This is a genomic window from Sphingomonas yantingensis (genome assembly GCF_014199325.1).
Lineage (GTDB): Bacteria > Pseudomonadota > Alphaproteobacteria > Sphingomonadales > Sphingomonadaceae > Sphingomonas > Sphingomonas yantingensis.
This window is the reverse complement of the sequence record NZ_JACIJJ010000001.1, coordinates 585,427-612,315: the sequence shown is the minus strand read 5'-3', so window position 1 is coordinate 612,315 and position 26,889 is coordinate 585,427. Positions and strand designations below refer to the sequence as shown.

Genomic DNA, 26,889 nt, shown 5'->3' with positions numbered 1-26,889 from the left:
GCCGCAAGCCTAGAATGTGGCTAGACCAGACGCAACCCACCTGTCAGACATTTTGCTCGCCCTTATGGCGTCGGGCTTGACGGTGCCGCTCCCGCGTCGGAGGACGGGCCGGACTGGATCGAAGAGGATGACATGGCAGTGGGGGAACAGGGCGGAAAGCTCTATCGCGGGATCGTGGATGCGATCCGCGCTGACATCGCGAACGGCATCTACGTCCCCGGCTCGCGCCTGCCCGCCGAGCGCGACCTGACCGAACGCTTCGGCGTCAGCCGCCCGACGATCCGCGAGGCGATGATCGCGCTCGAAATGCTCGGGCTGGTCGAGGCGCGCAAGGGATCGGGCGTGTTCGTCCTCGATCCGAGCGTCGCCGCCGCGGCGCCCGGCGAATCCGAGCTCGATATCGGCGCGTTCGAGATCATCGAGGCGCGCCGCCTGCTCGAGGGCGAAGTGGCCGCCGTCGCGGCGACCGAGATCGACGAGGCGCATCTGGCCGAATTGCGGTCGCTGATGGAGGCTATGGCCGACGCCGACAGCGCCGCCGCGGAGGTCGCCGACCGCCGCTTCCACATCTGCATCGCCGAGGCAACGGGCAACGCCGTCATCATCGCTGCGGTCACCGACTTCTGGGACATGCGCTTTCGCTCGCCGCTGGCGCGCGAGGTGCTGCGCAAGGCGGGCAGCCTCGGCACGCAGAGCCGGCTCGACGAGCATGGCCGCATCCTGCGCGCGCTCGAGACGCGCAACCCGGTGGAGGCGCGCGCGGCGATGCGAGACCACCTCAACCGCGTCATCACCCACCTGCTCGACGTGACCGAGACCGAGGCGGTGGAGCGCGCCCGCGCCGAAACCGCCCAGCGCCGCCGCGCGCTCGCGCGCCGGACGGTCTAACGATCGACGACAATCTGTAAGATCATATTGTCAGACAGCCTTACGCGGCGTATGACAACCCTCGGTCGGGCATGAACGCCGTCAGCGCGTCAGCCCGTAAACGGCGCCCCGTGGGAGCGGGTCGCGACAGGAGGGGAGACGACCGTGGCATTGGTTTCCAAGCGCAGCTTCCGTGCATCGACGAGCCTGGCGGCATTGCTGATCGCGCTGCCCGCCGCCGCGCAGAACGCCGATCCGGCGCCCGCCGCCGCCCCGCAGGAGGGCGAGAACGCTGAGGATATCGTCGTCACCGGCTTTCGGGCCTCGCTAAACCAGGCGCTGCTACAGAAGCGCGAGGAAACTGCCGCGATCGACAGCATCGTGGCCGAGGATATCGGCAAGTTCCCCGATTCGAACCTCGCCGAATCGATGCAGCGCATTCCGGGCGTCGCCCTGTCGCGCGGCGATGGCGGCGAAGGGCGCAACATCTCGGTCCGCGGCCTCGGCGCACAGTTCACGCGCGTGCGCATCAACGGGATGGAGGGCGTGTCCCAGGTCAGCGGCACCGACATTCGAGGCGGTGTCGCCACTGGCCGCTCGTTCGATTTCGTGACCTTCCCGACCGAAATCTTCTCGTCGCTCGCGGTGCGCAAGACGACGTCGGCCGATGTCGAGGAAGGCTCGCTCGGCGCCACCGTCGACCTGCGCGCGCCCAAGCCCTTCGACACGAAGAAGGAGTTCAACTTCTCCGCCACGGCGCGCGGCATCTACAACGACATCTCGCAAAAGGTGGACCCCCGCCTGTCCGCGCTGGTATCGAAGCAGTTCGGCGACAGCTTCGGCGTGCTGGGCAGCATCGCCTATTCGAAGCGGCACATCGACGAATATGCTTATTCCGCCGCCGACGTGATCCCGTCCTATACCTTTGGCCAGGCGCAGCCGGCTGGCACGCCGAATGCCGGCGTCGTCTTCCCGTTCTGCACGCCCATCGGCTATGTCTATAACGGCGCGCCGACGATCAGTCCGGTGCCGGGCTTCGCCAATGGCGGCAATGCGGTCGGCGCGGACGCCAACAATTGCAGCACGGGCAATCCGCGCACCGGCAACGCCGCGGCCTATGACTATATCATGAGCCGCAAGGGCGTGTCCGGTCGCCCCGGCGGCGGCGTCTTCCTCCCCCGCCTGCCGCGCCCGGCCAAGTCGAGCCAGGACCAGGAGCGGCTGGCCGGCACGCTGACCGTGCAGTGGAAGCCGGGCGAAAACACCGATATCTCGATCGACGGCCTTTATTCGCGCTTCAAGGTCGATCGCCTCGACCAATATATAGACGCCCGATCCTTTGGCCGCGCCGCCTCGAACCAGGGCACGCCGATGACCTCGGTGCGCGAGATCGAGGTCGACGAGAACGGCTCGCTCGTCCGCGGCCTGTTCGACGGCGTCGATCTGCGCTCCGAGATGCAGAACGAGAAGTTCACCTCGACCTTTCGTCAGGCGAACTTCAACTTCGATCATCGCTTCTCGGATACCGTCCGCTTTTATGGCCTTGCGGGCATCAGCGAATCGAAGCTCGACGTCGACCGGCTTCAGGTCGCGATCGATTCGAACGATACGCGCAACTTCTCGATCGACTTCCGCGACAATGCCAGCATCCCGACGCTCGGCTACGGCATCGACATCACCAATCCCGCACTGTTCCAGTACGGCCCGCCCCAGGCGAACGGCGCACAGCGCGGCCAACTGTCGAACTTCATCCGCCGCAACACGATCACCAGCAAGACGTTCGAACTGAACGGCGAGTGGGAGGCGGCGCCGAACTTCACGGTGCAGGTCGGCGGCCAGTACCGCACCAACGAATATGTTGCACGCGAGCGCCAGCTGCAGACCAACACCCCGCTCACGCTGCCGGCCGGTGTGACGATCGCCAACTTCGCGACGGTGACGACCGGAGTCGCCAAGAACCTGAACGGCCAGCTTCAGGACTTCGTATCGATCGACCCCGACAAGTTCCGCAGCGCCGTCGGCTTCGACAATTACCTCTACTGCAACCTCGAATGCGCGAAGGGTGCCTATGGCGGCGTCAAGGAGACCTACAAGTCGGGCTATCTGATGGTGAAGTTCAACACCGCCGATACGCTGCCCTTCGCGCTTCGCGGCGACGTGGGTGTGCGGTACGTGAACACCAAGCTCGAAACCTATGGCGCGATCCCGGCGGCGGCGCCCGCGGGCTCGCCCTTCCCGTCGCGCTACGTCGTGTCGGAAGTCGACCGGAGCTACGAGGACTGGCTGCCCTCGCTCAACCTCGCGCTCGACGTGACGCCGGACCTGATCGCCCGCTTTTCGGCCGCGCGCGTCATGTCGCGTCCCGCCTATGGCCAGCTCATCCCGAGCGGGTCGGCGAACATCAACATCCAGACCGCCTCGATCACCAACCCCTTCCTCGATCCCATCCGCGCCAACACTCTCGATGCCTCGCTCGAATGGTATTTTGCGCCGGGGTCGCTGATCTCGGTCGCCTATTTCTACAAGGACATCGAGACGTTCATCCAGTCGACGCGCGATCTCGTGCCGTTCCGCGATCTCGGCCTGCCGCTGTCGCTGCTTCAGAATACCGGCACCGGGGTCACCGCCGACAACCTGTTTACGGTCACCCGCAACAACAACACGCCCGGCGGGCCGCTGCGCGGGTTCGAGGTGAATGCGCAGATCCCGTTCCGCTTCCTGCCGGGGTTCCTCAGCAATTTCGGCGTGCTGGCAAACTTCACGCGGGTGCGCTCGACGATCAACTACATCATCTCGCCGACCCAATCGGTGAACGCCTCGCTCACCGGCCTGTCGCCCGAAACGGCGAGCGGCACGCTTTACTACGAAGACAAGAAGTTCAGCATCCGCTCGACTGTCAATTATCGCTCGTCGTTCCTGACCAGCGTGCCGGGCGGCGGATCGGTCGATGCGGACTCGCTGTCGAACGCCAGCTCGATCTTCCTCGATGCCTCGGCCTCCTACAACCTGACCGACAACATCAAACTGATCGCCGAGGCGTCGAACCTCACCAACGAAACCAACCGGCTGACCGCGGATTCGGTGCGAAAGGACCCGCTCTATACCTCCTATTTCGGCCGTACCTTTGCCCTGGCGGTCAACGTCACCTTCTAATGCAGGCCGGCGGGTCGGTCGCGATCGACCCGCCGGACCCACAATACCGCGACCAGCACGACCAGCGTCAGTACCCCGCACAGCAGCCACGCGGCGTTGATCGCGGGCACCAGCGCCGCCTTCTCGACCAGCGGGCGCACCATCTCGGTCGTGAACTCGTCCACCGGCTGGCCGCGCTGTTCGAGGAACGCGTCGCGCGGGATGCCGATGCCCACCGCAGTGCCGACGTCTCCCGCCTGAAGCTTCGCGGCGATCGTGCGGCCTTCGGTCGCGGCGCGGCTGAAGATCACCGTGTCGACCAGCGCAAGGCCGACCGCCCCGCCCAGGTTGCGCATCAGGTTGAACAGCCCGCTGCCGTCCGCGACCAGATGCGCGGGCAGCCGGCCGAGCGCCATGCGCGTGGGCGGCAACAGGCAGAACATGATCGCCGCGCCGCGCACCATCTGAGGCACCATCATCTCGTCGAAATCCGTCGCCGCGGTCTGGCGCGTGCTCAGCAGCAGGCCGAAGCCGAACAGCGCGAAGCCGAACGCGGTGAGCCAGCGCGAATCGAACCGCCGCTCCGCCCAGACCGCGACCGGCGCCGCGACGAGCTGCGTGATCCCGGTCGCCAGCATGATCTCGCCGATGCGCAGCGCGCCATGCTCGCGCACCAGCCCCAGGAAGAAGGGCATCAGGTACGTCGAACCGAACAGCCCGAAGCCGAGTACGAAGCTGAACACGCATCCGATCGCGAAATTGCGGTCGGCAAGGCAGCGCAGCTCGACCAGCGGCGCTCGCGCGCCCCAGGTCCGCCAAACGAACCCCGCCGCCGCGACGAGCGACAGCACCAGCAGCCCGGCGACACGCGGCGATCCCCAGCCGAAGCCCGGCGCATCCTTCAACCCGATCTGAAGCGCGACGAGCGCCGTCGCCAGCAGCACCAGTGCAGGCAGGTCGATCGGCCGTCGCACGCCCGCCCTCTCGGTCGCCGCATTGCCGCGCAGCAGGATCGCCGCCGCGATCGCCGACACCACCCCCGGCACGATGTTGACGAGAAACAGCCAGTGCCACGAATAGGCCTGCGTCACGTATCCGCCGACGATCGGGCCGATGGTGGGCGCCAACACCGCCGCGACACCAGCGATCGTTGTCGCCGTCCCCTGCACCCGCTCCGGAAACAACAGGAACACCGCGGAAAAGACGATGGGGATCAGCACGCCGCCCGAAAAACCCTGGACCACGCGCCACGCGATCAGGCTCTCGAACCCGCCGCTCATCGCACAGCCGAGCGAGGCGAGCGTGAACAGCGTCACCGCGCCGACGAACAGCCGCCGCATGCCGAGCAAGCCTGTCAGATACCCCGTCAGCGGGATCGCGACGATCTCCGCGGTCAGATAGGCGGTCTGGATCCACACCATCCGATCGGGCGCGATCTTTAGTGCCGCCTGGATCGTCGGCAGCGAGGTGGCGACGATCTGGATATCGAGGATCGCCATGAACATGCCGATGCACATGAAGGTGAAGCCGGCCCAGGCCCGCGGCCCCGCCATGTCGGGCGCGGCAACGGCGGCGGGCGGCGTTTCGGGTCGGGCCATGGCGTCCTTTGCATCGGCAATGTGCGATTTGGGTACGGAATCGCAGCGCCATGAACTTGCATGGATCAGGATCGTTGCGCCACACTCCCTCTACCGCCGGATTCCCGGCCTTTCGGGCGATGCATGTCCCAGCCGGTTTCGATTCTCTCCCTGGCCACCGCGACCCCGGCGCATGTCCTCGAACAGGAACAGGCGCTGGCGACCGCGCGCGAGCTGATCGGGGGCCAGTTCGCGGATTTCGACCGGCTGGCCCCGGTCTATGACAATGCCGGCATCGCTCGGCGACAGCTTGCCATGCCGCTCGACTGGTACCGGAGTGAGCGCAGCTTCGAGGAGCGGAGCGCCGCCTATCTCGACGTGGCGCTGGCGCTGTTCGTCGAAGTGGCCGGCCGGGCATTGGATCTGGCGGGGATCGACGCGGCGGGCGTCGATACGATCGTCACCGTCTCCTCGACCGGGATCGCCACGCCCAGCCTGGAAGCGCGGGCGATGGCGCACCTGCCCTTCCGCACCGACGTGCGCCGCGTGCCGGTGTTCGGCCTCGGTTGCGCGGGGGGCACGACCGGCATGGCGCTTGCCGCGCAACTTGCCGCCGCGCGGCCCGGATCGACGGTGCTGTTCGTGACGGTCGAGCTGTGCAGCCTCGCGCTGCGCACCAACCGCGCGGACAAGGCGGACCTCATCTCCACCGCGCTGTTCGGCGACGGGGCCGCCGCCTGCGTGCTGCGCACCGGCGAGAACGGGTTCGCGGCGATCACCGGCAGCGCGGAAAAGACGTGGAACGACACGCTCGACATCATGGGCTGGCGGGCGGAGCCGACCGGCCTCGGCGTCGTCCTCAATCGCGCGATCCCCGGCTTCGTCCGGCGCGAAATGCGCGAGGCGATGACCGCGATGCTGGGCGCGAACGGCCTCAGCCTCGGCGATATCGACCGCTTCATCTGCCATCCCGGCGGGGCCAAGGTAGTGGACGCGATCGAGGATGCGCTCGATCTGCCGCCGGGCAGCCTTGCCCATGAGCGCGGCGTCCTCCACGATCACGGCAACATGTCGGCGCCCACCGTCCTCTTCGTCCTCGACCGCTATCGCGCGGAGGGAGTGCCGCCGCGGTCGGTGATGAGCGCGCTCGGCCCCGGTTTCACCGCCTCGACCCTGATCCTGGAGCGCCTGTCTTGATCCTACCCTATGCGATCATGGCGTTCGTCACGCTTCAGCGCCTCAGCGAACTGGTCATCGCCAAGCGCAACACCGCGCGGCTGATGGCAGCGGGTGCGCACGAGGTGGGGCGCGAGCATTATCCGTTCATGGTGGCGATGCACACCGCGTGGCTCGTCGCGCTCTGGTTCAGCGTCGGCGGGCAGCCGGTCCACTGGCCGCTTCTCATCCTGTTCGCGTTCCTTCAGGCCGGGCGCATCTGGGTGCTCGCGACGTTGGGTTCGCGCTGGACGACACGGATCATCGTCGTGCCGGGCGAGCGGCTGGTCGCGCGCGGCCCGTTTCGCCTCGTCCGCCATCCCAATTACGCGGTGGTGATCGCCGAGATCGCGGTGCTGCCGCTGGTGTTCGGGCTCGTCTGGATCGCGGTCGTCTTCTCGATCCTCAACGCCGCGATGCTCTATGTTCGCATCGGCGCGGAGAACCGCGCGCTCGGCCTTACCGCCGCGCCTTCGCCTCACGCTCGGCCTTGATCCGCAGCATCGCCGACCGGCAGGTGGGTGACGTATCGTTGATCCGCTGGATCATGCACGCCTCGACCCGCTTGCGGCTCATCGACTTCATTTCCGCCGGGCAAAGCCGCCGCGCCTCGGCGACGCAGACCTTCTTGCCGGGATCGGACTGCGCCTGAGCCGCAGACGCGGTCGACAGCGCAGCGACGAGGGCGAGACCGAGAACGCGAAACTGGGTCAAGACGGGTTCCTCAATGGCTTCGGGATCGCTCAACGCGCCGCGGGCGAGCGCGTATCCGGCGCGACCGTACCGATCCGCGACCGCCAGAGATAGACGGGCAGATAGACGGCGATCGACAGCGCCAGCACGAGGATCGGTCCCGCCACCTCGGACAGCATCGCGCCCATCTGGTTGAGGCGGGTGAACAGGTGCATCGCCGCGGTCGCCGGCGACAGCCATGACAGCGCCGCCAGCCACCCCGGCATCGCCGAGTGCGGCCAGGCGAAGCCGGCGAGGAACACCAGCGGGACCGAGGTGGGCAGCAGCACCTTCAGCGCGTCGTCGCCGTTGCGAAAGAAGCTCCCCGCCGCCAGTCCCAGTGCCGCGACCGCCCCCGCGAACGGCGGCACCGCGACCGCGAGCGCGGGCAGGTTGCCGGCGCGCGGAATGTCCTGCACCCAGAAGACGAAACCGAAATAGAAGCCCGCCGCCAGCATGCCGATCGTGGTGCACGCGGCCCAGCGGCCCAGGCCCTCGGCAAGCCCCGACGCGCGCAATCCGCGCCGCCGCCGCTCCGCCACCAGCCGCGCGCTGGCGAACAGCAAGGTCTGTTGCAGGATGATGTTGGCGACCGCGGGAAAGATATAGTCGCGGTATCCGCCGGTCGTGTTGAACAGCGGGTGGACGAGGATCGGCGGCGATCGCCCGCGCGCGGTGCCGAGCGCCGCCTGTCGCTCGGCCAGCGCATCCTCGATCGTCTCGGCAAGCGCGCTGGCGATGCTTTCGGCGCGGAGCAGATAGCTGCCGTTCAGCCAGATGCCGACGCCTGCCCCCGCGCGCCCCGCCGCCGCTTCGCGCGCGAAATCGTTGGAGAGGAGCAGGATACCCTCGGCCCGGCGTTCGCGCACCGCGGCGCGGGCGGCGGCCATGCCGGGCACCTCGCCCACCAGTTGAATCGCGCGGGTGTCGCCCAGATGCTCGATCAGCCGCCGGGCCAGCACGCCGCGGTCGCCGTCGACGACGACAATCGGCAGCGCCTGTGCCGCCTGATGCGAATAGGGCGCGGGATAGTAGAAGGCGTAGAGCACGACCGACAGCACCGCGACCGACAGCAGATCGCGCGTCGTGACGATCGTCAGCAGCGTCGCCTCATAGGCCTGCCGAAAGCTCATCGCGCGCGCCCATCGCGCAGCACGAGCCACAGCCCCACCCCGCCCGCGACCAGCGGATAAAGCATCAGCGCGCCGGCGGCGCGCAGGAACGGGGCGGGCGCGACACCCAGTACCTGATCCATCTGCAGCGTCAGATAATGGGTGAGCGGCAGGACCGCGCTCCAGAACCGCGCGAACCACCCCGCCCCGCCGAGCGGCAGCGACGCGCCCGAATAGGCGAGCGCCGACCCCGCGACGATTACCGCCCCCGACAGCGCAGTCGCCACTTCGCGCGTCGCGGCGACCAGAAGCAGCGCGATCGCCGCCGTCGCGGCGAACAGCAGGGCGATGCCGAGCACGATCAGCATCAGGCTCCCGTCCGCGCGATATCCGCGCGCCAGCGTCAGCCAGAGCAGCCAGAGCACGCCCCACAGCGTCCCCGCCGCGACATGCAGCAAGAGCCGCCCGACGATCCGCCCAGCCGGACCATCGACGCCGCGCACATAGTCGGCGAACGACCGCTCGCGCATCAACACGCCGATGCTCGCCGCCGCCGTCACCGCAATCAGCAGGTGGAGCACGCCGGGGCCGAGCAGCAGCCCCAGATACCATTCGAGGCTGAGCGTCGGATTGCCGAGCACGGTCACGGTGACGCCGGGGAGCGGCAGGCGGTCGGCCTCGATCCCCACATCCTTTTCGCCCGCCAGCGCCGCCGCGACGACGACGCGCAGGTTGGTGGCGGCGAGCGCGCCGGTCGACAGGAACAGCGCCTGGTGGAAGATCTCCACCGGCGCGCCGTCGGCGACGCGCGTGCCGACGCCGCGGGGGATCACGACGGCCGCCACCGCTTCCTCGCGCCGAATCATCGCCATCGCCGCATCGAGGTCGGGGGTGCGCGCGACCACAGAGAGGCCGGGCGCGGCATCGACATCGCGCGCGATCCGCTGCGCCAGCGCGCCGCCGTCGCGATCCACGATGACGGTGCCCAGCCGCTGAGGGCTGCCGCCGAAGATCATTGCCGCCATCGACCCGAGCAGCAGCAGCGGCATCGCGGTCAGCAGGAACAGGTCGACGGGCGTGCGCGCGATCCGGCCGAGTTCATCCACGAACCCGCGCGCGACCGCGCTCATTGCGGCCAGTCGAACAGCACGCTCATCCCCGGCCGCAGCCCCTCGACGCGGGCGGCGGGCTTCAGCGTGATCGCAAAGGCGCGCACGTCATAGCCGCGCGACTGCCGCGTCGCGCGCCACGTCGCGAACCGCCCCTGCGGCGCCACCTTGCTAACGCGGAAGTTGAGGTCGCGGCCGAGCGCGGGGACGCGGCCTGTCAGGGTCCGGCCGACGCGCATCCCGCGATAATCGTCCTCGCGCACGTTGAGCGTCACGTGCGGGTCGTCGAGCTCGATCAGCTGGAAGGCGGGCAGGATCGGGCTGACGATCTCGCCCGCGCGAAGCAGCCGGCGCGCGACCTCGCCGTCGATCGGGGAGACGAGCTGCGTTTCCTTCATCAGCGCGTCAGCCGTGCCCGTCGCGGCGGCTGCGGCGCGGACCTGCGCCGCGGCGACGGCGCGCGATTGCGGGCGGGCCCCGGCCAGCGCCTTGTCATATTGCGCCTTGGCCGCCTGTGCGGCTCGGGCGCTGCTGTCGCGCGCGGCGTGCGCCTCGTCGCGGCGCTGAGCGGCGATCACACCCTCCGCGTACAGGCGGTCGGCGCGGCGGCTGGACACGGCGGCAAGGTCGGCGGTCGCCTGTGCCGCCAGCCAGGTCGCGCGGATCGAGGCGACATCCTCCGCCCGCGCGCCCTCCTCGGTCAGCGATTGCAGCGCGCGCGCACTGTCGAGCGCGGCCTCGGCCTGGGCCTGTCCGTTGGCGATCTCCGGCGCCGACAGCGTCGCCAGCACCTGTCCGCGCCGCACGCGATCGCCCTCGTCGACCATGAGCTTGTCGACGCGCGCCAGCGTCTTGGTCGCGACGTTGATCTCCTCGGCCTCGACCTCCCCCTGCAACTGCTCGGCGGGCGGGCGCGAGGCGAGCCACAGGCCGAGCGCGATCAGCACCGCGACGACCGCAAGGCCGATCCAGAGCAGGATGCGCGCGCGGCGCGGCGGCGGGGCTTCGTCGGTCACGGGCGCGGCTCCAGCGGCAGGCGGATATCGGCCGCACGCAGATAATCGGGAAAGCGGTCGAGCTGGCCCGAGGCGGCGAGCAGCCCGGCGAGCGCGAGGTCGTATTCATACGCGGTCGCCGCCCGCTGCGTCCGCGCGGTCGCCAGCGCCGCCTCCGCGCCGAGGACGGCGGTCAGCGTCCCCTCCCCCTCGCGGAACGACACCTGCTGCACGCGCAGATTCTCGGTCGCGGCGGCGAGCGAGCTGTCGAGGAGGAGGAACGACTGCCGCGCGCTCTCGACCAGATCCCAGGCGCGCATCGTCGCCCCCACCGCGGCCTTGCGCGATTCGCGTGCGGCATCGGATGCTGCGGCGGCATTGGCGCGCGCCGCCGCCAGCGCATGGCCGCGATCGACGTTGGAGAGGAGCGTATAGCGAACGCCCACCCCCGCGACCCAGTCGGGCTCGGTCGGCAGCGCGTTGTCGCGATTGAGATTATATTCGCCGAACGCGAATGCCTTTGGCCGATAGCGCGAGCGGGCCAGATCGACGCCCGCATCGGCGAGCCCGCGTGTCGCATCCGCCTGTCGCAATTGCGGCAGGTCGTCCCGGCCGAGGAAGGTTTCGGCGGGGGGAAGCGGCCGGCTGGCGACGAACAGCGGGGTCGACGGTCGCACGCCGTCCGTTTCGAGGAGCCGCGCCAGTTCGTCCCGCGCGCCCCGATGCGCGATCTCGGCGCGCGCCGCCGCGCGCGCCGCGGCATCGCGCGCGACCTGTGCCTCCAGCGTCCGCGCGCGCGGCGTCACGCCGGCCATTTCCAGCTTCGTCGCGTCGGACAATAGCCGGTCGAGCGCCGCCAGCGTCTCCCGCGCCGACCGCGCGAGTTCGCCCGCCGCGATCTCCCCGAAATAGACGCGGACGAGGTTGATGCGCGCCAGCTCCCGCGCTTGCGCCGCGCGCGCGGCCGCAGCGTCGGCCCCCGCCTTGGCCCCGCGCTGGATCGCCGGGATCGCGCCGCCCGAGTAGAGCGGCAGCACGCCCTGCACCGTCGGGCGAAACACCTCATCGCGATACTGATAGGACAGCGTATCGGGGATCGCCGCGAACAGGCCCGGCAGCGCCTGCGAAATGCGGCCGACGATATCGCCCGCGATCACCTGAAACGCGGGCGGGACGCTGCCGGGGATGCCCGACAGGAAATCCTGCGTCGCCGCGCTCGCCGATTGCTTGGAGCCGGTCAGATCCACCGCCAGCGTCTTCTGATACACGATATATTGCGCCGACGCGGTGATGATCGGCCGCCGCAGCGTCGCCACCGCCGCCGCCGTCTCACGCGCCGCGAGTTCGGCATTGTCGGCGGCGGACACGGCGGGTGACACGCCCTCGAGCCGCCTGCTTGCCGCATCGAACGACAGCGTTACCGGCGCTTCTTGAGCACCAACCGTGGTCGATGCGAGCGCGCCTGCGCCGATGACGAGCCAGCCGGCTCGGCGAACGGCGATGCGCGGCAACCCCCAGGCTGGCACCCCTGACCCCCTTTTTGACCCCATATGGTCGATGCTGAAACGTAACGAACGCTCGCGGGTTTCGCTACGATCGATTTAATCGGGAGGGAGCCGGGGACGGCATGGCAAGGCGTCGGTTTCGGGGATGGACATGGGCAATGCCGGTCGCCGCGCTCGCGCTGTCGGCGTGCGGCGCGCGCGACCGCGGCCAGCCGCCACGCGCGAATGACGCGATCCGGGTCGATCCCAGCCCCTCAGTCATCGCGGTCCCCGTCGACGTCAATCTCGTCGATCTCCAGCGCGTGCTCGAACGCGAACTGCCGCGCACGATGTGGCAGATCGATAAGCCTGGCCAGACCTGTGCCGGGCACAAGCGCATCGACCTCGGCATCGCCAAGCTCAAGACGCCGGCGGTCAAGTGCCGCATCGTCGGACAGGTGACGCGCGGCGCGATCCGCATCGCCGGCAGCGGCAGCACGATCCGCGCCGCGATCCCCCTGACCGCCAGTGTGCGGGCGGAGACGGCGGGCGGGATGCTCAAGGAAACCGCGACCGCGCGCGCAATGGCGCATGCAGTCATCAAGCTGTCGCTGTCGCGCGACTGGACCCCGCGCGGCACGCTCGACCTCGACTATGACTGGACCGACACGCCGCACGTCGAGATTTTGGGCGTCCGCATCGACCTGACCGAGCAGGCGGACAAGAAACTGGCCCCCGTCATCGCGAAGCTGGAGCGCGAGTTGCCCGGCGAGCTCGGGCGGATCGGCGTGCGGCGCGCGATCGAAGATGCGTGGCGCTCGGCCTTCACCACCGTTTCGGTGAATGCCGCCAATCCGCCGGTCTGGATGCGCATCACGCCCAAGGCGTTCCAATATGGCGGCTACACGATCGACGGCGGGCGGATGCACCTGAAGCTCGGCATGCGCGCGATCACCGAGACGCATGTCGGCCACCGCCCTGCCCCGCCCGCACCGACGCCGCTCCCCCCGCTCGAACCGCTGGCGGCGGCGGACGGTGCGCTGTCGTTCTTCATCCCGGTCTTTTCCGACTATTCGGTGCTCGAGCCCGTGCTGATGAAGGCGCTGACCAAGCGCGCTGCACGGCCGTTCGACGTGCCGGGCCTCGATCCCGTCCGCGCCCGGTTCGAGCGGGTGCGCATCTATGGTACGACGGGCGGGCGGATCGCGGTCGGCCTGACCTTCGCCGCGCTCGAGGCGGGGGAGACCAAGCCGTCGCGCGGCACCGTCTGGCTGACCGGCAAGCCCGTGACGCTGCCCAATTCGCGGCGCGTCGGCTTCTCCGACTTCGCCGTCACCGGCACGACCGACAGGGTGGGCAGCGACCTCATCATCGACGTCATCAACGCCCCCGGCATCGCGCCGATGATCGCGGAGGTGCTCGCGCAGGATTTCGAGCGCGACTATGCCAAGCTGATCGGCAAGGTCGACCGCGCGATCGAAGCCAAGCGCGAGGGGCGGCTGCTCATCAGGGCGGACCTCAAGGAAGCGCGCACCGGCCAGTTGCAGGCGGCGGGCGCGGGCCTCTACCTGCCGGTCTGGGCGACGGGCACGGCGTCGATCCTGATACGGCCTTAAGTCGGCACCAACTCGGCAAGGAACTTCAACACCTTATCACGGGTAGTGGCTGTCCAGCCTTCGGGCTTCATCGGACAGGGGCGGACACGGGACATGGCGACGGCGGCCGAGGCGATCGATCCAGCGGCGGCCGTGCCGCCCGGCACCGCGGCGATCGTCGCCGAACTGGCGGGCCTCTTGGCTGCGCGCGACCTGTTCTACGCCGCCCCAGACGAACCGCGTGCCGCCGTCCTCGCCTCGGCGCTTGCGATGGCGGTCCCGGACGCGGCGGTGCTGTTCTGCCCCAGCAGCGACGCGCTGCCCGGCGACGATGCCCCCGCGTCCCCCGCCAATGTCGGCCAGCGTGTGTCGGCGCTGCGTGAGGTGCGGCGGCTGTCGGTGCTCAAGGGGCGGCCGCACATCGCCTTCGTCACCACGGGCGAGGCGCTCGGCCGGCTCTATCCCCCGCCCGCCGCCTTCGATGCCGCGCCGCCCAGGGTCGAGACGGGCGCGGCGATCGACCTTGCCGCGCTTCACGCCGAGCTCCAGTCCATCGGCTATGTCGTCGACGAGCGGGTGGACGAGCCGGGCGAAGTTGCGCTGCGCGGCGCCGTCCTCGACGTCTATCCCGCCGACGCCGCCGCACCGCTGCGGATCGAGGCGGCCGACGGCAAGGTTGCCGGCATCCGCGTGTACGACCCGGCCGACCAGCGCACGACCGGGACCTGCGAAACGCGCGAACTCGGCCGGGTGAGCGAACCGGACGTGGGCGGCAAGGGCGTCACGCTGGTCGAGCATCTGCCAGACGCCGCCGTCATCCTTGCGGACGAGGCCGACGATCGCCGCCGCCGCTTCCTCGCGCTCGCCGGCGATGCGCAGCGCCGGCGCGGCAAGCGTGCGATCCGCGACACGGCGAGCGAGGCGGTCTGGGTCAAGGCGCTCGGCCGCCACGACCGGCCGATACTGACGCTCGATGCCGCCCCCGCCCCGCGCTTCGTCGAGGCGAAGCGGCCGATGCGCGCCCTTGCCGACGCCGCCCGTGCCGCGATCGCGGCGGGCAAGCGCGTGGTCCTCATGGGCAGCGAGCGCGACCTGCGCTTCCTCTCGCGCCGCGCCGCCAAGGCATTGAAGACCGACGTCCAGCCGAAGATGAGCTGGGCGGCGGTGGAGAAGGCAAAGAAGGGCAGCGTCCTCAGCCTCGTCATGCCCGTCGATCGCGGGTTCGAGAGCGACCGCATCCTCGCGGTCGCCGCCGCCGACCTGCTCGGCAGCCGGGCACAGGTCGATGCCGTCGGCCCCGGCGCCGCCGACCCCGCGCCCTTCACGCTCGGCGAGATCAACGTCGGCGACGTGGTGGTGCACGAGGATCACGGCCTCGCCGTCGTCCACGGCCTCGCGCCGATGCCCGCCGACGACGGCGACGCGATCGTCCTCTGCTATGCCGATGGCGGCACCCGGCTGGTCCCGGTGGCGGAGGCCGACCGCATCTGGCGCTATGGCGCGGAGGCGGACGCCGTCACGCTCGACAAGCTCGACGGGACGAGCTGGCAGAAGCGGCGCGGGGCGATCGACGCCGCCATCGCCGAAAGCGCGAAGGCCCTCACTGCCATCGCCGCCGAGCGTGCCGCCCGCGACGCACCCGTCCTCGCTCCGCCGAGCGACGCGTATGAGCGCTTCGCCGCCGGCTTCCCGTTCGCCGAAACCGCCGATCAGGCGCGCGCGATCGCCGCGGTCCGCGACGACCTCGCCTCGGGCAAGCCGATGGACCGGCTCGTCGTCGGCGATGTCGGCTATGGCAAGACCGAAGTGGCGCTTCGCGCCGCCGCGCTCGCCGCGCTGGCCGGGCATCAAGTTGCGATCGCCGCACCGACGACCGTCCTCGCGCGCCAGCATCTCGACAGCTTCGCGCGACGGTTCGAGGGGACGGGGATCGAGGTCGCCGGCCTCTCGCGCCTGTCCTCGGCCACCGAGAAGAAGCGGGTGAAGGCCGGCCTCGCCGACGGGTCGATCGGAGTCGTCGTCGGCACCGGCGCGGTCGCGGGCAAGGGCGTCGCCTACAAGAACCTCGCGCTCGTAATCATCGACGAGGAGCAGCGGTTCGGCACTGCGGACAAGGCCAAGATGCGCGACCTGGGCGCGGGCCATGTCCTCGCGCTCTCTGCCACGCCGATCCCGCGCACGCTGCAAAGCGCGCTGGTCGGGCTGCAACAGCTGTCGGTGATCGCCACCCCGCCCGCACGCCGCCAGCCGATCCGCACCTCGGTCGGCGCATTCGTCCCCGAAACCGTTCGCACCGCCCTCCTGCGCGAACGCAGCCGCGGCGGGCAGGGCTTCGTCGTCGTGCCGCGGATCGAGGACATGGCGCCGCTGGCGGAGAAGCTCGCGCGCCTCGTCCCCGAGCTCGAAATCCTGCAAGCCCATGGCAAGATGCCCGCGGCGGAGATCGACGAGGCGATGGTCGCGTTCGGGCGCGGCGACGGCGACGTGCTGCTCGCCACCAACATCATCGAGGCGGGGCTCGACGTGCCGCGCGCCAACACGATGGTGATCTGGCGTGCCGACCGCTTCGGCCTGTCGCAGCTCCATCAGTTGCGCGGGCGCGTCGGGCGCGGCAGCCGGCGGGGGCAGGTGATGCTGCTCACCGATGCCGAGCACGAGATCGCGCCGCGGACACTCAAGCGCCTGCGCACGCTGGAGGCGTTCGACCGGCTGGGCGCGGGCTTCGCGATCAGCGCCCGCGACCTCGACCTGCGCGGTGCCGGCGACCTGATCGGCGAGGCGCAGGCCGGGCACATGAAGCTGATCGGCGTCGACCTCTATCAGCACCTCCTCGAAGCCGCGCTGCGCACCGCGCGCGGCGAGACGGTCGAGCGGTGGACGCCCGAACTGCACCTGGGCGTCGCCGGCTGCCTGCCCGCCGACTGGCTGCCCGACGAGGAACTGCGCGTGACGCTCTACTGCCGGCTCGCGCGGATCGAGGATGCAGACGGCCTCGCCGCGTTCTCCGAGGAGATCGAGGATCGCTTCGGCCCGCTCCCGCCCGAGGCCGAGTTGCTCCTCCGCCTAGCCGGCATCCGCATCGCCGCGCGCGAGGCGAGGGTGGCGCGCATCGACGCCGGCCCCGCCGCGATCGCCCTCACCCCCCACCGCGATTTTGCGGGCGCGGCGAAGGGCCTGACGGAAAAGAAGGACCGCCTGATCCTGTCAGAGCGGATCGAGGATCCCGGCCAGCGCCTCGACCGGATCGAGGCGCTGCTGGAGGAACTCGTCGCCTGAAACCCGTCATCCCAGCGAAAGCTGGGATCGCGCGGTTATCGTGTGTCGCAAGAGTCGCTCGCGACCCCAGCTTTCGCTGGGGTGACGGTTTTGGCTTCGACCCTCAGAACGCCACTCGCCCGATGACCCCGAAATACCGATCCGCCTCGCGCGGGATGATGTAGCGATAGCTGCCCCCCGGCCCGCCCGAGGTGATGGCGGCGGCAAAGGTCTGATCGAACAGGTTCTTGACCTGAAAGCCCAGGCGGAAGCGGTCCTTCGCCTCGATCACCGACACCGCCACATCGACCAGCGCATAGTCGCCGATCGTCGTCGCCGCGCGGATCGCGGGGTTGGCGTCGAACTGACTGATCTGTTCCGACTGCCACGATGCGTTAGCATTCAGGCCGATGTCGATCGCCCCGCCGGTGCGGATGCGCCAGTCGCCCGCCAGCGACGCCTTCCACTCCGGCGCGTAGGCGAGCCGCGTGCCGCTGGCGATCACGCCGGTGACGGTGCCCGTCGGCTGGCGGAACTGGTCGACATGCGCGTCGGTGTAGGCAAGCCCGCCCGAAAGCGTGACGTCGCGGCTCGGCGCGAAGATCAGGTCGAACTCGCCGCCGCGCGTCGAGATGCGCCCCGCATTGGTGAATCGCGTGACCAGCACGCCCGCCACCACGTCGGGGTTGTTCGCCTGGAAATTGTCGTACTTGGCGTAATAGCCGGCGAGGTTCAGCACGAGCTTGCCGTCGAAGAACGTGTTCTTCAGCCCCGCCTCGTAGCTGTCGACCGTTTCGGGCTCGATCACGTTGGTGCCGGTGCCGGTCAGGTTGAAGAAGATGTTGTACGCCGGCCCCTTATAGCCGCGCGTCCAGCTGGCGTAGAGCGTGTTACGCTTCGTCAGGTCGAACTGCGCGCCGGCCATGCCCGACCAGTTGTCGTTGGTCGTCTTTGTCCGGAACGGCACGCCGTTCGAGGCCGCCACCGCCGCCGTCGCCGCCGCGGTGGGGGAGGTACCACCGGCCACGAGCTGGGTATAGCGGTCGTACACGCCCTGGTCGAAATTGGGCTGGATGCCCGGCCCGGCCAGCGTCGTGCGCCGGATGTGGAACACGTCGAGCTGATCGTGCGTGAAGCGCAGGCCGCCGAGCAGGCGGAAGCGGTCGCTGACGTTCACGCTGAACCTCGCGAACGCGGCCATGTTCTTGAACACCGACCCGAAATTGGCAGTGCCGGTCGGCCGCGTCACGGCGATGCCGGTCGCGGTGCAGGGCGTCAGCGCCGTCTGGTTCGGCGCGCACACCACGTCGTTGCGGGTGAAGTCGCGCTCGCTTTCTGCCCGGCTGTAGAACAGGCCACCGGTATATTCGATGAGGTCGCCGGTGGGCGAGGTCAGGCGCAGTTCCTGGCTGAACGTCTCGCCCGTTTGCGGCCCGAAATCGTGCAGCTCGTTGAGGCCGGCATTGGCATAGGGCGCCGCCAGCCAGTCGCCGTCGCGGATCTCCTCGTTCGCATAGCTGCGCCATGCGGTGATCGAAGTGACGGTGTTGCGCCCAAGCGTCGCGTCGATCTGTAGCGAGCCGCCATAGCTCTCCTCGTTGGTCGAGGTGACGAGGTTCTGGCGCACGGTCCGCGTCTCCGTGCCGCGCGGGGTCGGCAGGATCTGCGCGGCGAGGTTGGTCGGCGTCGTGCCTATCACCTCGGCACAACAATTGTCGCGCGCCTTGCGATAGTCGCCAATCAGCGTGACCGTCACGTCGGGCGTCGGATCGGCGACGAGGATGCCGCGCACGCCCCAACGCTTGAAGCCATTAACGCGGTCCTGAACGCCGGGCGCGTCGTTGAACAGGTTGCCGTCATAGTCGCTGTAGAAGCCGGTGATTCGCGTCGCCGCCTTCTCGCCCAGCGGCACGTCGATCGCGGCGCGCGCGCGATATTCGGTGCCGTCGTCGAAATAGAAACCGCCCTCGGCATAGCCGGCGAACTCGCGCCCGGGCTTCTTGCTGACGATGTTGATGACGCCGGCGGAAGCGTTCTTGCCGAACAGAGTCCCTTGCGGCCCGCGCAGCACCTCGATCCGGTCGATGTCGACCAGGTCGCTGAACGCCTCGCCCGCGCGCGAATAGACCACGCCGTCGACGACGGTCGACACCGAGGGCTCGCCCGCGATCGAGAAGGTCGAGGTGCCGACGCCGCGCAGGAACAGCGACTGGTTGAGGCTGGTGCCCGACTTCCGGAAATTGAGCGTGGGGACGAGGTACTGCGCGCTTTCCAGGTTGATGCCGCCCTGATTGGCGATCAGGCTGCCCGGCACGACCGAGACGGCGATCGGTACGTCCTGAAGCCGCTCCTCGCGCTTCTGTGCGGTGACGACGATGTCGGCGCGGCCCTCTTCCGCTTCCGGCTCGGCGGCGGGCGGCGGCGTCTGCTGCGCCAGCGCGGCGGTCGAGGTGGTGGCGAGCGCCAGCCCCATCGCGGCGGCCAGCGTGCGTGCGAATGCGGCAGTCATCGGCAATCCCCCTCGTCCCTTGGTTGTCGGCCCTCTTAAACCCGAGCGCTTTTATGGGAATAAAGTAATCGTTGGTCAGCCCTCCACCGCGGCTTTAGGCCCCGCGGGCAGCATGACGCGCAGCCAGGCGAACGCGATGAGGTAGGAGACCGCGGCGAACACGAACACGGGCACATAGCCCGCACCCCCCGCCAAGACCTCGCCCGTCACCCAGACGATCGCGACGCCGCCGAGATTGCCGCAGAACGCGCCGAACGCAGTGACGCGCCCAACCTTCGACCGCGGCACGATATCGGTGATCGTCGCAAAGATGCTGAGCGAAAACCCCTGATGCGCCGCCAGCACGACGCCCATCATCGTCGCCACGGCCCAGAGGTTGCCGAACCCCAGCACGACCGGGACCGGCAGCACGAGTAGCGCCGACCCCAGCATCACCGCCCGGCGCACGCGCGCGGGTACCCAGCCGCGCTCGATCAGCCGCCCCGACAGCCACCCCGCGAACAGCGCGCCGAGGCCCGAGCCAAGAAACGCGATCGCCAGCGGCTTGGCCAGCCCCTCAGTCGAGAGGCCGAAGACGCGGCGATAGAAATCGGGCAGCCAGAAATTGAGCAGCCACCAGGTCGAGTCCGAAATCGCCTTGGCAACGACAACCGCCCAAGTCCGCCGCTCGGTCAGGATCGGGCCATAGGGGCGCCCGTCATCGGCATAGTCGAGGGCGGGATCCTCTGCCTTGTCGTCGAACACGATCCCGCGCGCGGCGACCCACCACAGCGCGAGGATGACGAACCCGCCCGCGCCGGCAAAGATCAACGACCCGCGCCAGCCCCAGTTGGCGGCGAGGAACGGGATGAAGAAGGGCAGCGCGATCGTGCCGAGCGCCGCGATCAGCGTCCCCGCGCCGATCGCCAGGCTGCGCATCTTCGTCCCGAACAACGTCGCGACGGTCTTGATCGTCAGCGGCGTCTGCACCGCCTCCGTCGCGCCGAGGCCGATGCGCGCGGCGACCACCTGCCACCCCGTCGAGGCCCAGCCATGCGCGGCCGCGGCAATGCTCCACGCGGTCACGCCGACCAGCAACGATCGGCGCACGCCCAGCCTGTCGATCATCCAGCCGGTAAACAGGAACGAGCAAGCCGCGGCGAACTGCGTGATCGCCGCCAGCCGGCCGAAATCGGCGTCGCTCCAGCCGAACTCCGCCGACATGTCGGGCTTCAGGATCGCGATGATCGGCCGATCCATCGCGTTGAAGATGCCCGCCGCGCACAACAGCGCGAACAGCAGCCACGCGCGGGCGGGCGAAATCCTCACGCGCAATCAGACATGAAGCGGACCATGGTCGAGCCTTGGCAGCACATGCCGCGCGAACAGGTCCGCTTCCGCCGCATGCGGATAGCCCGACAGGATGAACGCCTCGATGCCCTCGGCCCGGTACGCATTGAGCTTGGCGAGCACCTGGTCGGGATCGCCGACGATCGCCGCGCCGCAACCCGAACGCGCGCGGCCGATGCCGGTCCAGAGATTGGGCTCGATATAGCCGTCCTGCCGCTCGGCTTCCTCGCGCAGCTGCGCCTGCCGCGCGACGCCCGCCGACTGGCTGTCGAGCGACTTGGCGCGGATCGCCGCGCCGGTCGCGGCATCGAGCTTCGAGAGCAGCCGGTCGGCGGCGGCACGCGCCTCCGCCTCGGTCTCGCGCACGACGACGTGGACGCGGTAGCCGAACTTCAGGGTACGCCCCCTCGCCGCGGCGCGGGCGCCGAGGTCGGAGACGATGCCGCGCACACCCTCGATCGTATCGGGCCACATCAGGTACACGTCCGCCCCTTCCGCCGCCGCCTCTCTCGCCGCGGGCGACAGGCCGCCGAAATAGAAGGGCGGGCACTTGCCCGACACCGTGGTCACGCCCGCCGGATCGAGGTCGAGGTTCCAGAACTCGCCGCGATGCACCAGATGCTCGCCGTTCAGCAGCGTGCGCAGGATCGCCATCGCCTCGACCGTGCGGGCATAGCGGGGGCCGCTCTCCAGCGTCTCGCCGGGCAGGTCGCTGGAGATGATGTTGACCGTCAGGCGCCCCCCGAGCAGCCGGTCGATCGTCGCAATCTGGCGTGCGAGCTGCGGCGGCCAGCTTTCGCCGATGCGGACCGCCATCAGCAGGCGGATACGCTTCACCAGCACCGCGATCGCCGCGGCAAAGGCCGTGGTGTCGATGCCGAGCGCATAGCCCGAGGGGAGGAGGATGTTGTCGAACCCCCCGCTTTCGGCCTGGAACACGATATCGCGGCAATGCTCGAAGCTCGATCTGAGCTTTGGGTCGGGGACGCCCAGAAACTCGTAATCGTCGTCGCAGAGCGCCGAGAACCAGCTAACCTCGCAGGGGGGCAGCGCGGTCACGGCAGCGCCTCGCCCGTCCCCGCCTGCATCACCGCATACCAAGCATCGCGGGTCCACTCGACGCGAAGCGCGTCGGCGGCGGCACGGATGCGCGCGGGATTCTGCGAGCCGACGATCGGGATGATCCGCGCGGGATGGACCATCGCCCAGCTGAGCGCCGCCGCGACCGCATCCGTGCCATACGCCGCGCCCTGTTCGGCCAGCAGTTCCGCCGCCGGATGCGCGGGATCGGTCAGCCGCCCCCCGCCCAGCGGCGACCAGGCGAGCACTGCGATATCGTCCGCCATCGCCTGATCGAGCGTACCGTCATAGAGCGGCTGGACCCTGAGCGGCGAAAACTCGGGCTGGGTCGAGACGATCGGGAAGTCGAGGAAATGCTGGAGCGCCGACAGCTCCGCCGGGCTGTGGTTGGAGACGCCGAGCGCGCGGACCTTCCCCGCCTCGACCAGCCGGGTGAGCGCAGCAGCGACCTCCTGCGGGTGGGTCAGGAAATCGCGGCGATGGATCTGGTAGAGGTCGATGACGTCAATCTCCAGCCGCTGGAGCGAGGCGTCGCAGGCGGCGGTGAGGTAATCGGCACTCGAATCATAGGGGCGCGGCGGAGTGATGCCCGCCTTGGTCGCGATCACCATACGGTCGCGCAGCGAGGCGTCCTCGGCCAGCGCCCGGCCGAACAAAGCCTCCGCCCCGCCGAACCCGATCGGCGAGCCGAAGCCGTAAATGTCGGCGGTATCGAACAGCGTGATCCCCGCCTCCAGCGCGGCGTCGATCCGCGCGCGCACTTCGGCGACGCTACCGTCCAGCCGCCACATGCCCCAGGCGATGGGCGAGACTTGAAGGGCGCTCCGGCCGAGGCGGCGGGGCTGGCGATCGGGGATGAGTTGCGTCATATGCCCGGCCTTCTACTAGGGATTGAACGATGGCTTCAACCATTCGCTACGGCATCGTCGGCACGGGGATGATGGGGGTGGAGCATCTGCGCAACCTCGCGATCCTGCCCGGGGCAGAAGTCGTGGCGATCGCCGATCCCACGCCGTCGTCGCTCGACTGGGCGCGCAATGCGCTCGGCGACCGCGCGGGCGGGGTCGAGGCCTTTGCGAGTGCCGAGGCGATGGCACGAGAGGCGCGGGTCGATGCCGTCGTCGTCGCCTCCCCCAATTTCACGCACCGCGCGGTGCTCGAACCGCTCCTCGCCACCGATGCCGCGATCCTCTGCGAAAAGCCGCTGGCGACGACGATGGACGATGCGCACTGGATCGTGGAGCGCACGGCGGAGCGCGCCGCGCCGTTCTGGACCGGGATGGAATATCGCTTCATGCCCCCCGCAGCCGCCTTTATCGAGGAGGTACATGGCGGCCGGATCGGCCAGCTTCGGATGCTGTCGATCCGCGAGCATCGCTTCCCCTTCCTGCCCAAGGTCGGCGACTGGAACCGCTTTTCGCGCAACACCGGCGGCACGATGGTCGAGAAATGCTGCCACTTCTTCGACCTGATGCGCCTGATCGTCGCGGCCGAGCCGGTGCGCGTCTATTGCTCGGGCAGCATGGACGTGAACCATCTGGACGAGCGCTATGACGGCGAGCGGCCTGACATCATCGACAACAGCTATACCGTCGTCGATTTCGCCAATGGCGTGCGCGCGATGCTCGACCTGTCGATGTTTGCCGAGGGGGCGGAGCATCAGGAGGAGATGGCGGCGACCGGCGACAAGGCCCGGCTCGAGGTGCTGATCCCGCCCGGCGACCTCGTCTTTTCCCCGCGCACCGGCTTCGGGATGCCCAAGGCGGTGGAGCGCCGGCACGTCGCGGTCGATCCGGCGGCGCTGGCGGCGGGTTCGCACCACGGCGCGACCTATTATCAGCACGAAGCCTTTGCCGCCGCCGTGCGCGGCGAGGGGCCGGTACGGGTGACCGCCGAAGACGGCCTGCGCGCCGTCGCGATCGGCGCGGCGGCAGAAATCAGCGCGCGCGAGCACCGCGTCGTGGAGATGGCCGAACTGGGGCTCTGACCCCCTCGCCATGGCGCCAGCACTATGCCGGCACTATGCGAAACCCCGGAATCGAACTCGAATTGCTACGCGCGCAGGGCCTAATCGCGCGTCGGTGAGGGTGCCCCGAATGGTCGGCGGCGCCCCAATCGGGGTTCTTCCATGCATATCCTCAAATCGTCGGTCGCGGTGGCGCTGCTGGCGCTGCCCACGCTTGCCCATGCGCAGGACGAGACCGCCCCGCCCCCGCCGGTGACGATCAGCGGCTCGGCCACGATCGCGTCCGACTATCGCTTTCGCGGCGTCTCGCAGAGCGATCAGGAAATGGCGATCCAGGGCGGCATCACGATCGCGCATGACAGCGGCGTCTATGTCGGCACCTGGGGCTCGAACCTCGCCGGCTGGGGCACGTTCGGCGGCGCGAACATGGAGCTCGACCTGATCGCGGGCTACAAGGCGAAGCTGGCCGACAATGCGACGCTCGACGTCGGGCTGACCTGGTATCTCTACCCCGGCGGCGCGGACAAGACCGACTTCGCCGAACCCTATGTCAAGCTGACCGGCACCGCCGGCCCCGCAACGCTGACCGCGGGCGTCGCCTATGCGCCGAAGCAGCAGGCGATCGGCCGCTGGTACCGCACCGGCGCCGATGCCGCCGCGGGCGTCTATACCTCGCCGGGCGCGAAGGACGACAATCTCTACGTGTCCGGCGACGGCGCGTTCGCGATCCTCGGCACCCCGATCACGGCGAAGGCGCATGTCGGGCACGGCTGGGGACAGAACGGCCTCGGCCCCAACGCCACCGCGGTCACGCCGACGGGCAGCTACTGGGACTGGTCGCTGGGCGCGGACGTCACCTACCGCAACCTGACGCTCAATCTTTCGTGGGTCGACACCGACATCTCCGACCGCGACGCCGCGTATCTGCGCCCCAGCTTCAGCAAGGGGCAGGACGGCACGGGCAACATCGCCGGCAGCACGCTCGTCGCGTCGCTGACCGCCGCGTTCTGAGGAGGGACGAGTGGACGATCTTCCCTGGATCCTCGTCATGCTCGGGCTCTTGGCGGCGACGCTCGCCTATGCCCGGCTGGCGGACAAGGCGTGAGGTGACGCGATGACGCTCGACCTCATGCTCGCCGGCCTGACCGCGGTCGGCCTTCTCCTCTATCTCGTGGCGGTGCTGATCCGCCCCGAGCGCTTCTAGAAAGGAGCGCATCCCATGACCTTTGCCGGATGGGCCCTGATCCTGGGCTTCACCGCGATCCTGCTGTTGCTCACCAAACCCGTGGGCGCGTGGCTGTTCGCGCTTTACGAGGGGCGGCGCACGCCGCTCCACCTCGTCCTCGGCCCCGTCGAGCGCGGTTTCTACAAGCTCGCGGGCATCGACCCCGACGCCGAGCAATCGTGGCGCCGCTACGCGCTCCACATGCTCCTGTTCAACTTCGTGCTGATGGCCTTCACCTATGCGGTGCTGCGGCTTCAGGGCGTGCTGCCCGGCAATCCGCAGGGGCTGGCGGGCCTGTCGCCGCACCTCGCCTTCAACACCGCGGTCAGCTTCACCACCAACACTAACTGGCAGAGCTATGGCGGCGAGAGCACCATGTCGAACCTCAGCCAGATGCTGGGGCTGACGATCCACAATTTCCTGTCGGCCGCGACCGGCATCGCGCTCGCCTTCGCGCTGTTCCGCGGGTTCGCGCGGCGCAGCACCGCGACGATCGGCAATTTCTGGGCCGATGCGACGCGCGTCACGCTCTACCTGCTGCTCCCCGCCTGCATCCTCTACACGCTGTTCCTGATCGCCAGCGGCGTGCCGCAGACGATGGCCGGCGTCGTCGACGTGACCACGCTGGAGGGCGCGAAGCAGTCGCTGCTGCTCGGCCCCGTCGCCAGCCAGGAAGCGATCAAGATGCTCGGCACCAATGGCGGCGGCTTCTTCAACGCCAATTCCGCGCACCCGTTCGAGAACCCGACCGCGCTCACCAACCTCGTCCAGATGCTGTCGATCTTCGTCGTGGGCTTCGGCCTTACCTGGACGTTCGGCAAGGCGGTCGGGAATACGCGTCAGGGCTGGGCGATCCTGTCGGCTATGGTGATCCTGTTCCTGGCCGGCGTCACCGTCACCTATTGGCAGGAAGCCGCCGGCAATCCCGTGCTCCACGGCCTCGGCGTCGCGGGTGGGAACATGGAGGGCAAGGAAGTGCGCTTCGGCATCGCCGCCAGCGCGCTCTTCTCGGTCGTCACCACTGCGGCCTCGTGCGGCGCGGTCAACGCGATGCACGACAGCTTCACGGCGCTGGGCGGCATGATCCCGCTGTTCAACATGCAATTGGGCGAAGTCGTGATCGGCGGCGTCGGCGCAGGGATCTACGGCTTCCTCCTCTTCGCGATCCTCGCGGTGTTCGTCGCGGGCCTGATGGTCGGGCGTACCCCCGAATATGTCGGCAAGAAGATCGAGGCGCGCGAGGTGAAGCTCGCCGTCCTCGCCATCGCTGTCCTGCCGCTGATGATCCTCGGCCTTGCCGCCCTGTCGTCGGTACTCGAGCAGGGGCTGGCCGGGCCGCTCAACAAGGGGCCGCACGGGTTCAGCGAGATCCTGTACGCCTTCACCAGCGCGGTCGCGAACAACGGATCGGCCTTTGCCGGCCTCACTGCCAACACGCCCTATTACAATGGGCTGCTGGGCGTCGCGATGTGGGTCGGCCGCTTCTTCATCATCGTGCCGATGCTGGCGATCGCCGGCAGCCTCGCGAGCAAGAAGTACGTGCCCGAAAGCGCCGGGTCGTTCCCGACCACCGGTCCGCTCTGGGTCGGGCTGCTCGTCGGCATCGTCCTGATCCTTGGCGGTCTCACCTTCCTGCCGAGCCTCGCGCTCGGTCCCATCGCCGATCATCTCGCGATGATCCGCGGCCAATTGTCCTGACAGGGGTGC

At 69.2% G+C, this 26,889-nt stretch carries 20 protein-coding genes; 10 read left to right on the top strand and 10 right to left on the bottom strand.

The window, feature by feature from the left end; all coding sequences use genetic code 11:
* The first annotated feature begins 132 nt into the window (after nucleotides 1-132).
* Nucleotides 133-888 (top strand): FadR/GntR family transcriptional regulator, encoded by a 756-nt coding sequence (locus FHR19_RS03055; protein WP_184024142.1) that lies wholly within the window; start codon nucleotides 133-135, stop codon nucleotides 886-888.
* 144 nt (nucleotides 889-1,032) lie between these two features.
* Nucleotides 1,033-4,020 (top strand): TonB-dependent receptor, encoded by a 2,988-nt coding sequence (locus tag FHR19_RS03050; RefSeq protein ID WP_343053138.1) that lies wholly within the window; start codon nucleotides 1,033-1,035, stop codon nucleotides 4,018-4,020.
* Here the strand turns inward: FHR19_RS03050 and FHR19_RS03045 are convergent.
* On the bottom strand, nucleotides 4,017-5,597 hold the full coding sequence (locus tag FHR19_RS03045) for a DHA2 family efflux MFS transporter permease subunit (RefSeq protein ID WP_221228344.1): 1,581 nt from the start codon (nucleotides 5,595-5,597) through the stop codon (nucleotides 4,017-4,019). The two genes, FHR19_RS03050 and FHR19_RS03045, sit on opposite strands and share 4 nt — an antisense overlap.
* Nucleotides 5,598-5,720: 123 nt before the next feature.
* Here FHR19_RS03045 and FHR19_RS03040 point away from each other — a divergent pair, with 123 nt between their 5' ends.
* Both FHR19_RS03040 and FHR19_RS03035 read left to right on the top strand, forming a co-directional pair.
* Complete coding sequence (locus FHR19_RS03040) at nucleotides 5,721-6,773, top strand: type III polyketide synthase (RefSeq protein ID WP_184024140.1); 1,053 nt, start codon at nucleotides 5,721-5,723, stop codon at nucleotides 6,771-6,773.
* Nucleotides 6,770-7,285, top strand: coding sequence for an isoprenylcysteine carboxyl methyltransferase family protein (locus FHR19_RS03035; RefSeq protein ID WP_184024137.1), 516 nt, complete (start codon nucleotides 6,770-6,772; stop codon nucleotides 7,283-7,285). The genes FHR19_RS03040 and FHR19_RS03035 overlap by 4 nt, the downstream gene beginning before the upstream one ends.
* Here FHR19_RS03035 and FHR19_RS03030 read toward each other — a convergent pair.
* From FHR19_RS03030 to FHR19_RS03010, 5 genes are read right to left on the bottom strand one after another with little or no spacing between them, the layout of a single operon-like run.
* Nucleotides 7,251-7,505, bottom strand: coding sequence for a hypothetical protein (locus tag FHR19_RS03030; RefSeq protein ID WP_184024134.1), 255 nt, complete (start codon nucleotides 7,503-7,505; stop codon nucleotides 7,251-7,253). The two genes, FHR19_RS03035 and FHR19_RS03030, sit on opposite strands and share 35 nt — an antisense overlap.
* Nucleotides 7,506-7,534: 29 nt before the next feature.
* A complete protein-coding gene (locus FHR19_RS03025) occupies nucleotides 7,535-8,656 on the bottom strand; it encodes an ABC transporter permease (protein ID WP_184024132.1) in 1,122 nt (373 codons plus the stop codon).
* Nucleotides 8,653-9,765, bottom strand: coding sequence for an ABC transporter permease (locus FHR19_RS03020; RefSeq protein ID WP_184024130.1), 1,113 nt, complete (start codon nucleotides 9,763-9,765; stop codon nucleotides 8,653-8,655). The genes FHR19_RS03025 and FHR19_RS03020 overlap by 4 nt, the downstream gene beginning before the upstream one ends.
* The gene (locus tag FHR19_RS03015) at nucleotides 9,762-10,760 is read right to left on the bottom strand and encodes an HlyD family secretion protein (RefSeq protein WP_184024128.1); all 999 of its coding nucleotides are present in this window, start codon (nucleotides 10,758-10,760) and stop codon (nucleotides 9,762-9,764) included. The genes FHR19_RS03020 and FHR19_RS03015 overlap by 4 nt, the downstream gene beginning before the upstream one ends.
* Complete coding sequence (locus tag FHR19_RS03010) at nucleotides 10,757-12,265, bottom strand: TolC family protein (protein WP_343053137.1); 1,509 nt, start codon at nucleotides 12,263-12,265, stop codon at nucleotides 10,757-10,759. Before FHR19_RS03010 ends, FHR19_RS03015 begins: the two co-directional genes overlap by 4 nt.
* Before the next feature lie 137 nt (nucleotides 12,266-12,402).
* Here FHR19_RS03010 and FHR19_RS03005 point away from each other — a divergent pair, with 137 nt between their 5' ends.
* Together FHR19_RS03005 and FHR19_RS03000 are read left to right on the top strand one after the other, a co-directional pair.
* Complete coding sequence (locus FHR19_RS03005; protein WP_246359266.1) at nucleotides 12,403-13,839, top strand: DUF4403 family protein; 1,437 nt, start codon at nucleotides 12,403-12,405, stop codon at nucleotides 13,837-13,839.
* Nucleotides 13,840-13,932: 93 nt separating this feature from the next.
* The gene (locus FHR19_RS03000; RefSeq protein ID WP_184025789.1) at nucleotides 13,933-17,094 is read left to right on the top strand and encodes a helicase-related protein; all 3,162 of its coding nucleotides are present in this window, start codon (nucleotides 13,933-13,935) and stop codon (nucleotides 17,092-17,094) included.
* Between the two features lie 103 nt (nucleotides 17,095-17,197).
* Here the strand turns inward: FHR19_RS03000 and FHR19_RS02995 are convergent, their stop codons facing one another.
* The 4 genes from FHR19_RS02995 to FHR19_RS02980 all read right to left on the bottom strand — a co-directional run bounded on the left by FHR19_RS02995 (nucleotide 17,198) and on the right by FHR19_RS02980 (nucleotide 22,860).
* Nucleotides 17,198-19,582, bottom strand: coding sequence for a TonB-dependent receptor (locus FHR19_RS02995; RefSeq protein WP_184024120.1), 2,385 nt, complete (start codon nucleotides 19,580-19,582; stop codon nucleotides 17,198-17,200).
* A 75-nt stretch (nucleotides 19,583-19,657) separates the two neighbouring features.
* Nucleotides 19,658-20,890, bottom strand: coding sequence for an MFS transporter (locus FHR19_RS02990; RefSeq protein ID WP_184024118.1), 1,233 nt, complete (start codon nucleotides 20,888-20,890; stop codon nucleotides 19,658-19,660).
* Nucleotides 20,891-20,896: 6 nt separating this feature from the next.
* Nucleotides 20,897-21,970 (bottom strand): LLM class flavin-dependent oxidoreductase, encoded by a 1,074-nt coding sequence (locus FHR19_RS02985; protein ID WP_184024115.1) that lies wholly within the window; start codon nucleotides 21,968-21,970, stop codon nucleotides 20,897-20,899.
* Nucleotides 21,967-22,860: an aldo/keto reductase gene (locus tag FHR19_RS02980; protein WP_184024112.1), complete on the bottom strand. Its 894-nt coding sequence runs from the start codon at nucleotides 22,858-22,860 to the stop codon at nucleotides 21,967-21,969. The genes FHR19_RS02985 and FHR19_RS02980 overlap by 4 nt, the downstream gene beginning before the upstream one ends.
* 29 nt (nucleotides 22,861-22,889) lie before the next feature.
* On the opposite strand from FHR19_RS02980, the gene FHR19_RS02975 reads away from it, so the two are divergent.
* The 4 genes from FHR19_RS02975 (at nucleotide 22,890) to kdpA (ending at nucleotide 26,880) form a co-directional block, all read left to right on the top strand.
* Entirely contained in the window at nucleotides 22,890-23,978 is a 1,089-nt protein-coding gene (locus tag FHR19_RS02975; protein WP_184024109.1) for a Gfo/Idh/MocA family protein, read from the top strand.
* A 141-nt stretch (nucleotides 23,979-24,119) separates the two neighbouring features.
* Nucleotides 24,120-24,968: a TorF family putative porin gene (locus FHR19_RS02970; protein WP_184024106.1), complete on the top strand. Its 849-nt coding sequence runs from the start codon at nucleotides 24,120-24,122 to the stop codon at nucleotides 24,966-24,968.
* 103 nt (nucleotides 24,969-25,071) lie between these two features.
* The gene (gene kdpF / locus FHR19_RS02965) at nucleotides 25,072-25,161 is read left to right on the top strand and encodes a K(+)-transporting ATPase subunit F (RefSeq protein WP_184024103.1); all 90 of its coding nucleotides are present in this window, start codon (nucleotides 25,072-25,074) and stop codon (nucleotides 25,159-25,161) included.
* 15 nt (nucleotides 25,162-25,176) lie between these two features.
* On the top strand, nucleotides 25,177-26,880 hold the full coding sequence (gene kdpA / locus FHR19_RS02960) for a potassium-transporting ATPase subunit KdpA (RefSeq protein WP_184024100.1): 1,704 nt from the start codon (nucleotides 25,177-25,179) through the stop codon (nucleotides 26,878-26,880).
* Nucleotides 26,881-26,889 lie beyond the last annotated feature (9 nt).

What these genes read in the sequence shown, in the direction of transcription:
- FHR19_RS03055 (WP_184024142.1), top strand. Translation starts at nt 133, where the DNA reads ATGGCAGTGGGGGAACAGGGCGGAAAGCTCTATCGCGGGATCGTGGAT.
- FHR19_RS03045 (WP_221228344.1), bottom strand. Translation starts at nt 5,597, where the DNA reads ATGGCCCGACCCGAAACGCCGCCCGCCGCCGTTGCCGCGCCCGACATG.
- FHR19_RS03040 (WP_184024140.1), top strand. Translation starts at nt 5,721, where the DNA reads ATGTCCCAGCCGGTTTCGATTCTCTCCCTGGCCACCGCGACCCCGGCG.
- FHR19_RS03025 (WP_184024132.1), bottom strand. Translation starts at nt 8,656, where the DNA reads ATGAGCTTTCGGCAGGCCTATGAGGCGACGCTGCTGACGATCGTCACG.
- FHR19_RS03020 (WP_184024130.1), bottom strand. Translation starts at nt 9,765, where the DNA reads ATGAGCGCGGTCGCGCGCGGGTTCGTGGATGAACTCGGCCGGATCGCG.
- FHR19_RS03005 (WP_246359266.1), top strand. Translation starts at nt 12,403, where the DNA reads ATGCCGGTCGCCGCGCTCGCGCTGTCGGCGTGCGGCGCGCGCGACCGC.
- FHR19_RS03000 (WP_184025789.1), top strand. Translation starts at nt 13,933, where the DNA reads ATGGCGACGGCGGCCGAGGCGATCGATCCAGCGGCGGCCGTGCCGCCC.
- FHR19_RS02995 (WP_184024120.1), bottom strand. Translation starts at nt 19,582, where the DNA reads ATGACTGCCGCATTCGCACGCACGCTGGCCGCCGCGATGGGGCTGGCG.
- FHR19_RS02980 (WP_184024112.1), bottom strand. Translation starts at nt 22,860, where the DNA reads ATGACGCAACTCATCCCCGATCGCCAGCCCCGCCGCCTCGGCCGGAGC.
- FHR19_RS02975 (WP_184024109.1), top strand. Translation starts at nt 22,890, where the DNA reads ATGGCTTCAACCATTCGCTACGGCATCGTCGGCACGGGGATGATGGGG.
- FHR19_RS02970 (WP_184024106.1), top strand. Translation starts at nt 24,120, where the DNA reads ATGCATATCCTCAAATCGTCGGTCGCGGTGGCGCTGCTGGCGCTGCCC.
- kdpF (WP_184024103.1), top strand. Translation starts at nt 25,072, where the DNA reads ATGACGCTCGACCTCATGCTCGCCGGCCTGACCGCGGTCGGCCTTCTC.
- kdpA (WP_184024100.1), top strand. Translation starts at nt 25,177, where the DNA reads ATGACCTTTGCCGGATGGGCCCTGATCCTGGGCTTCACCGCGATCCTG.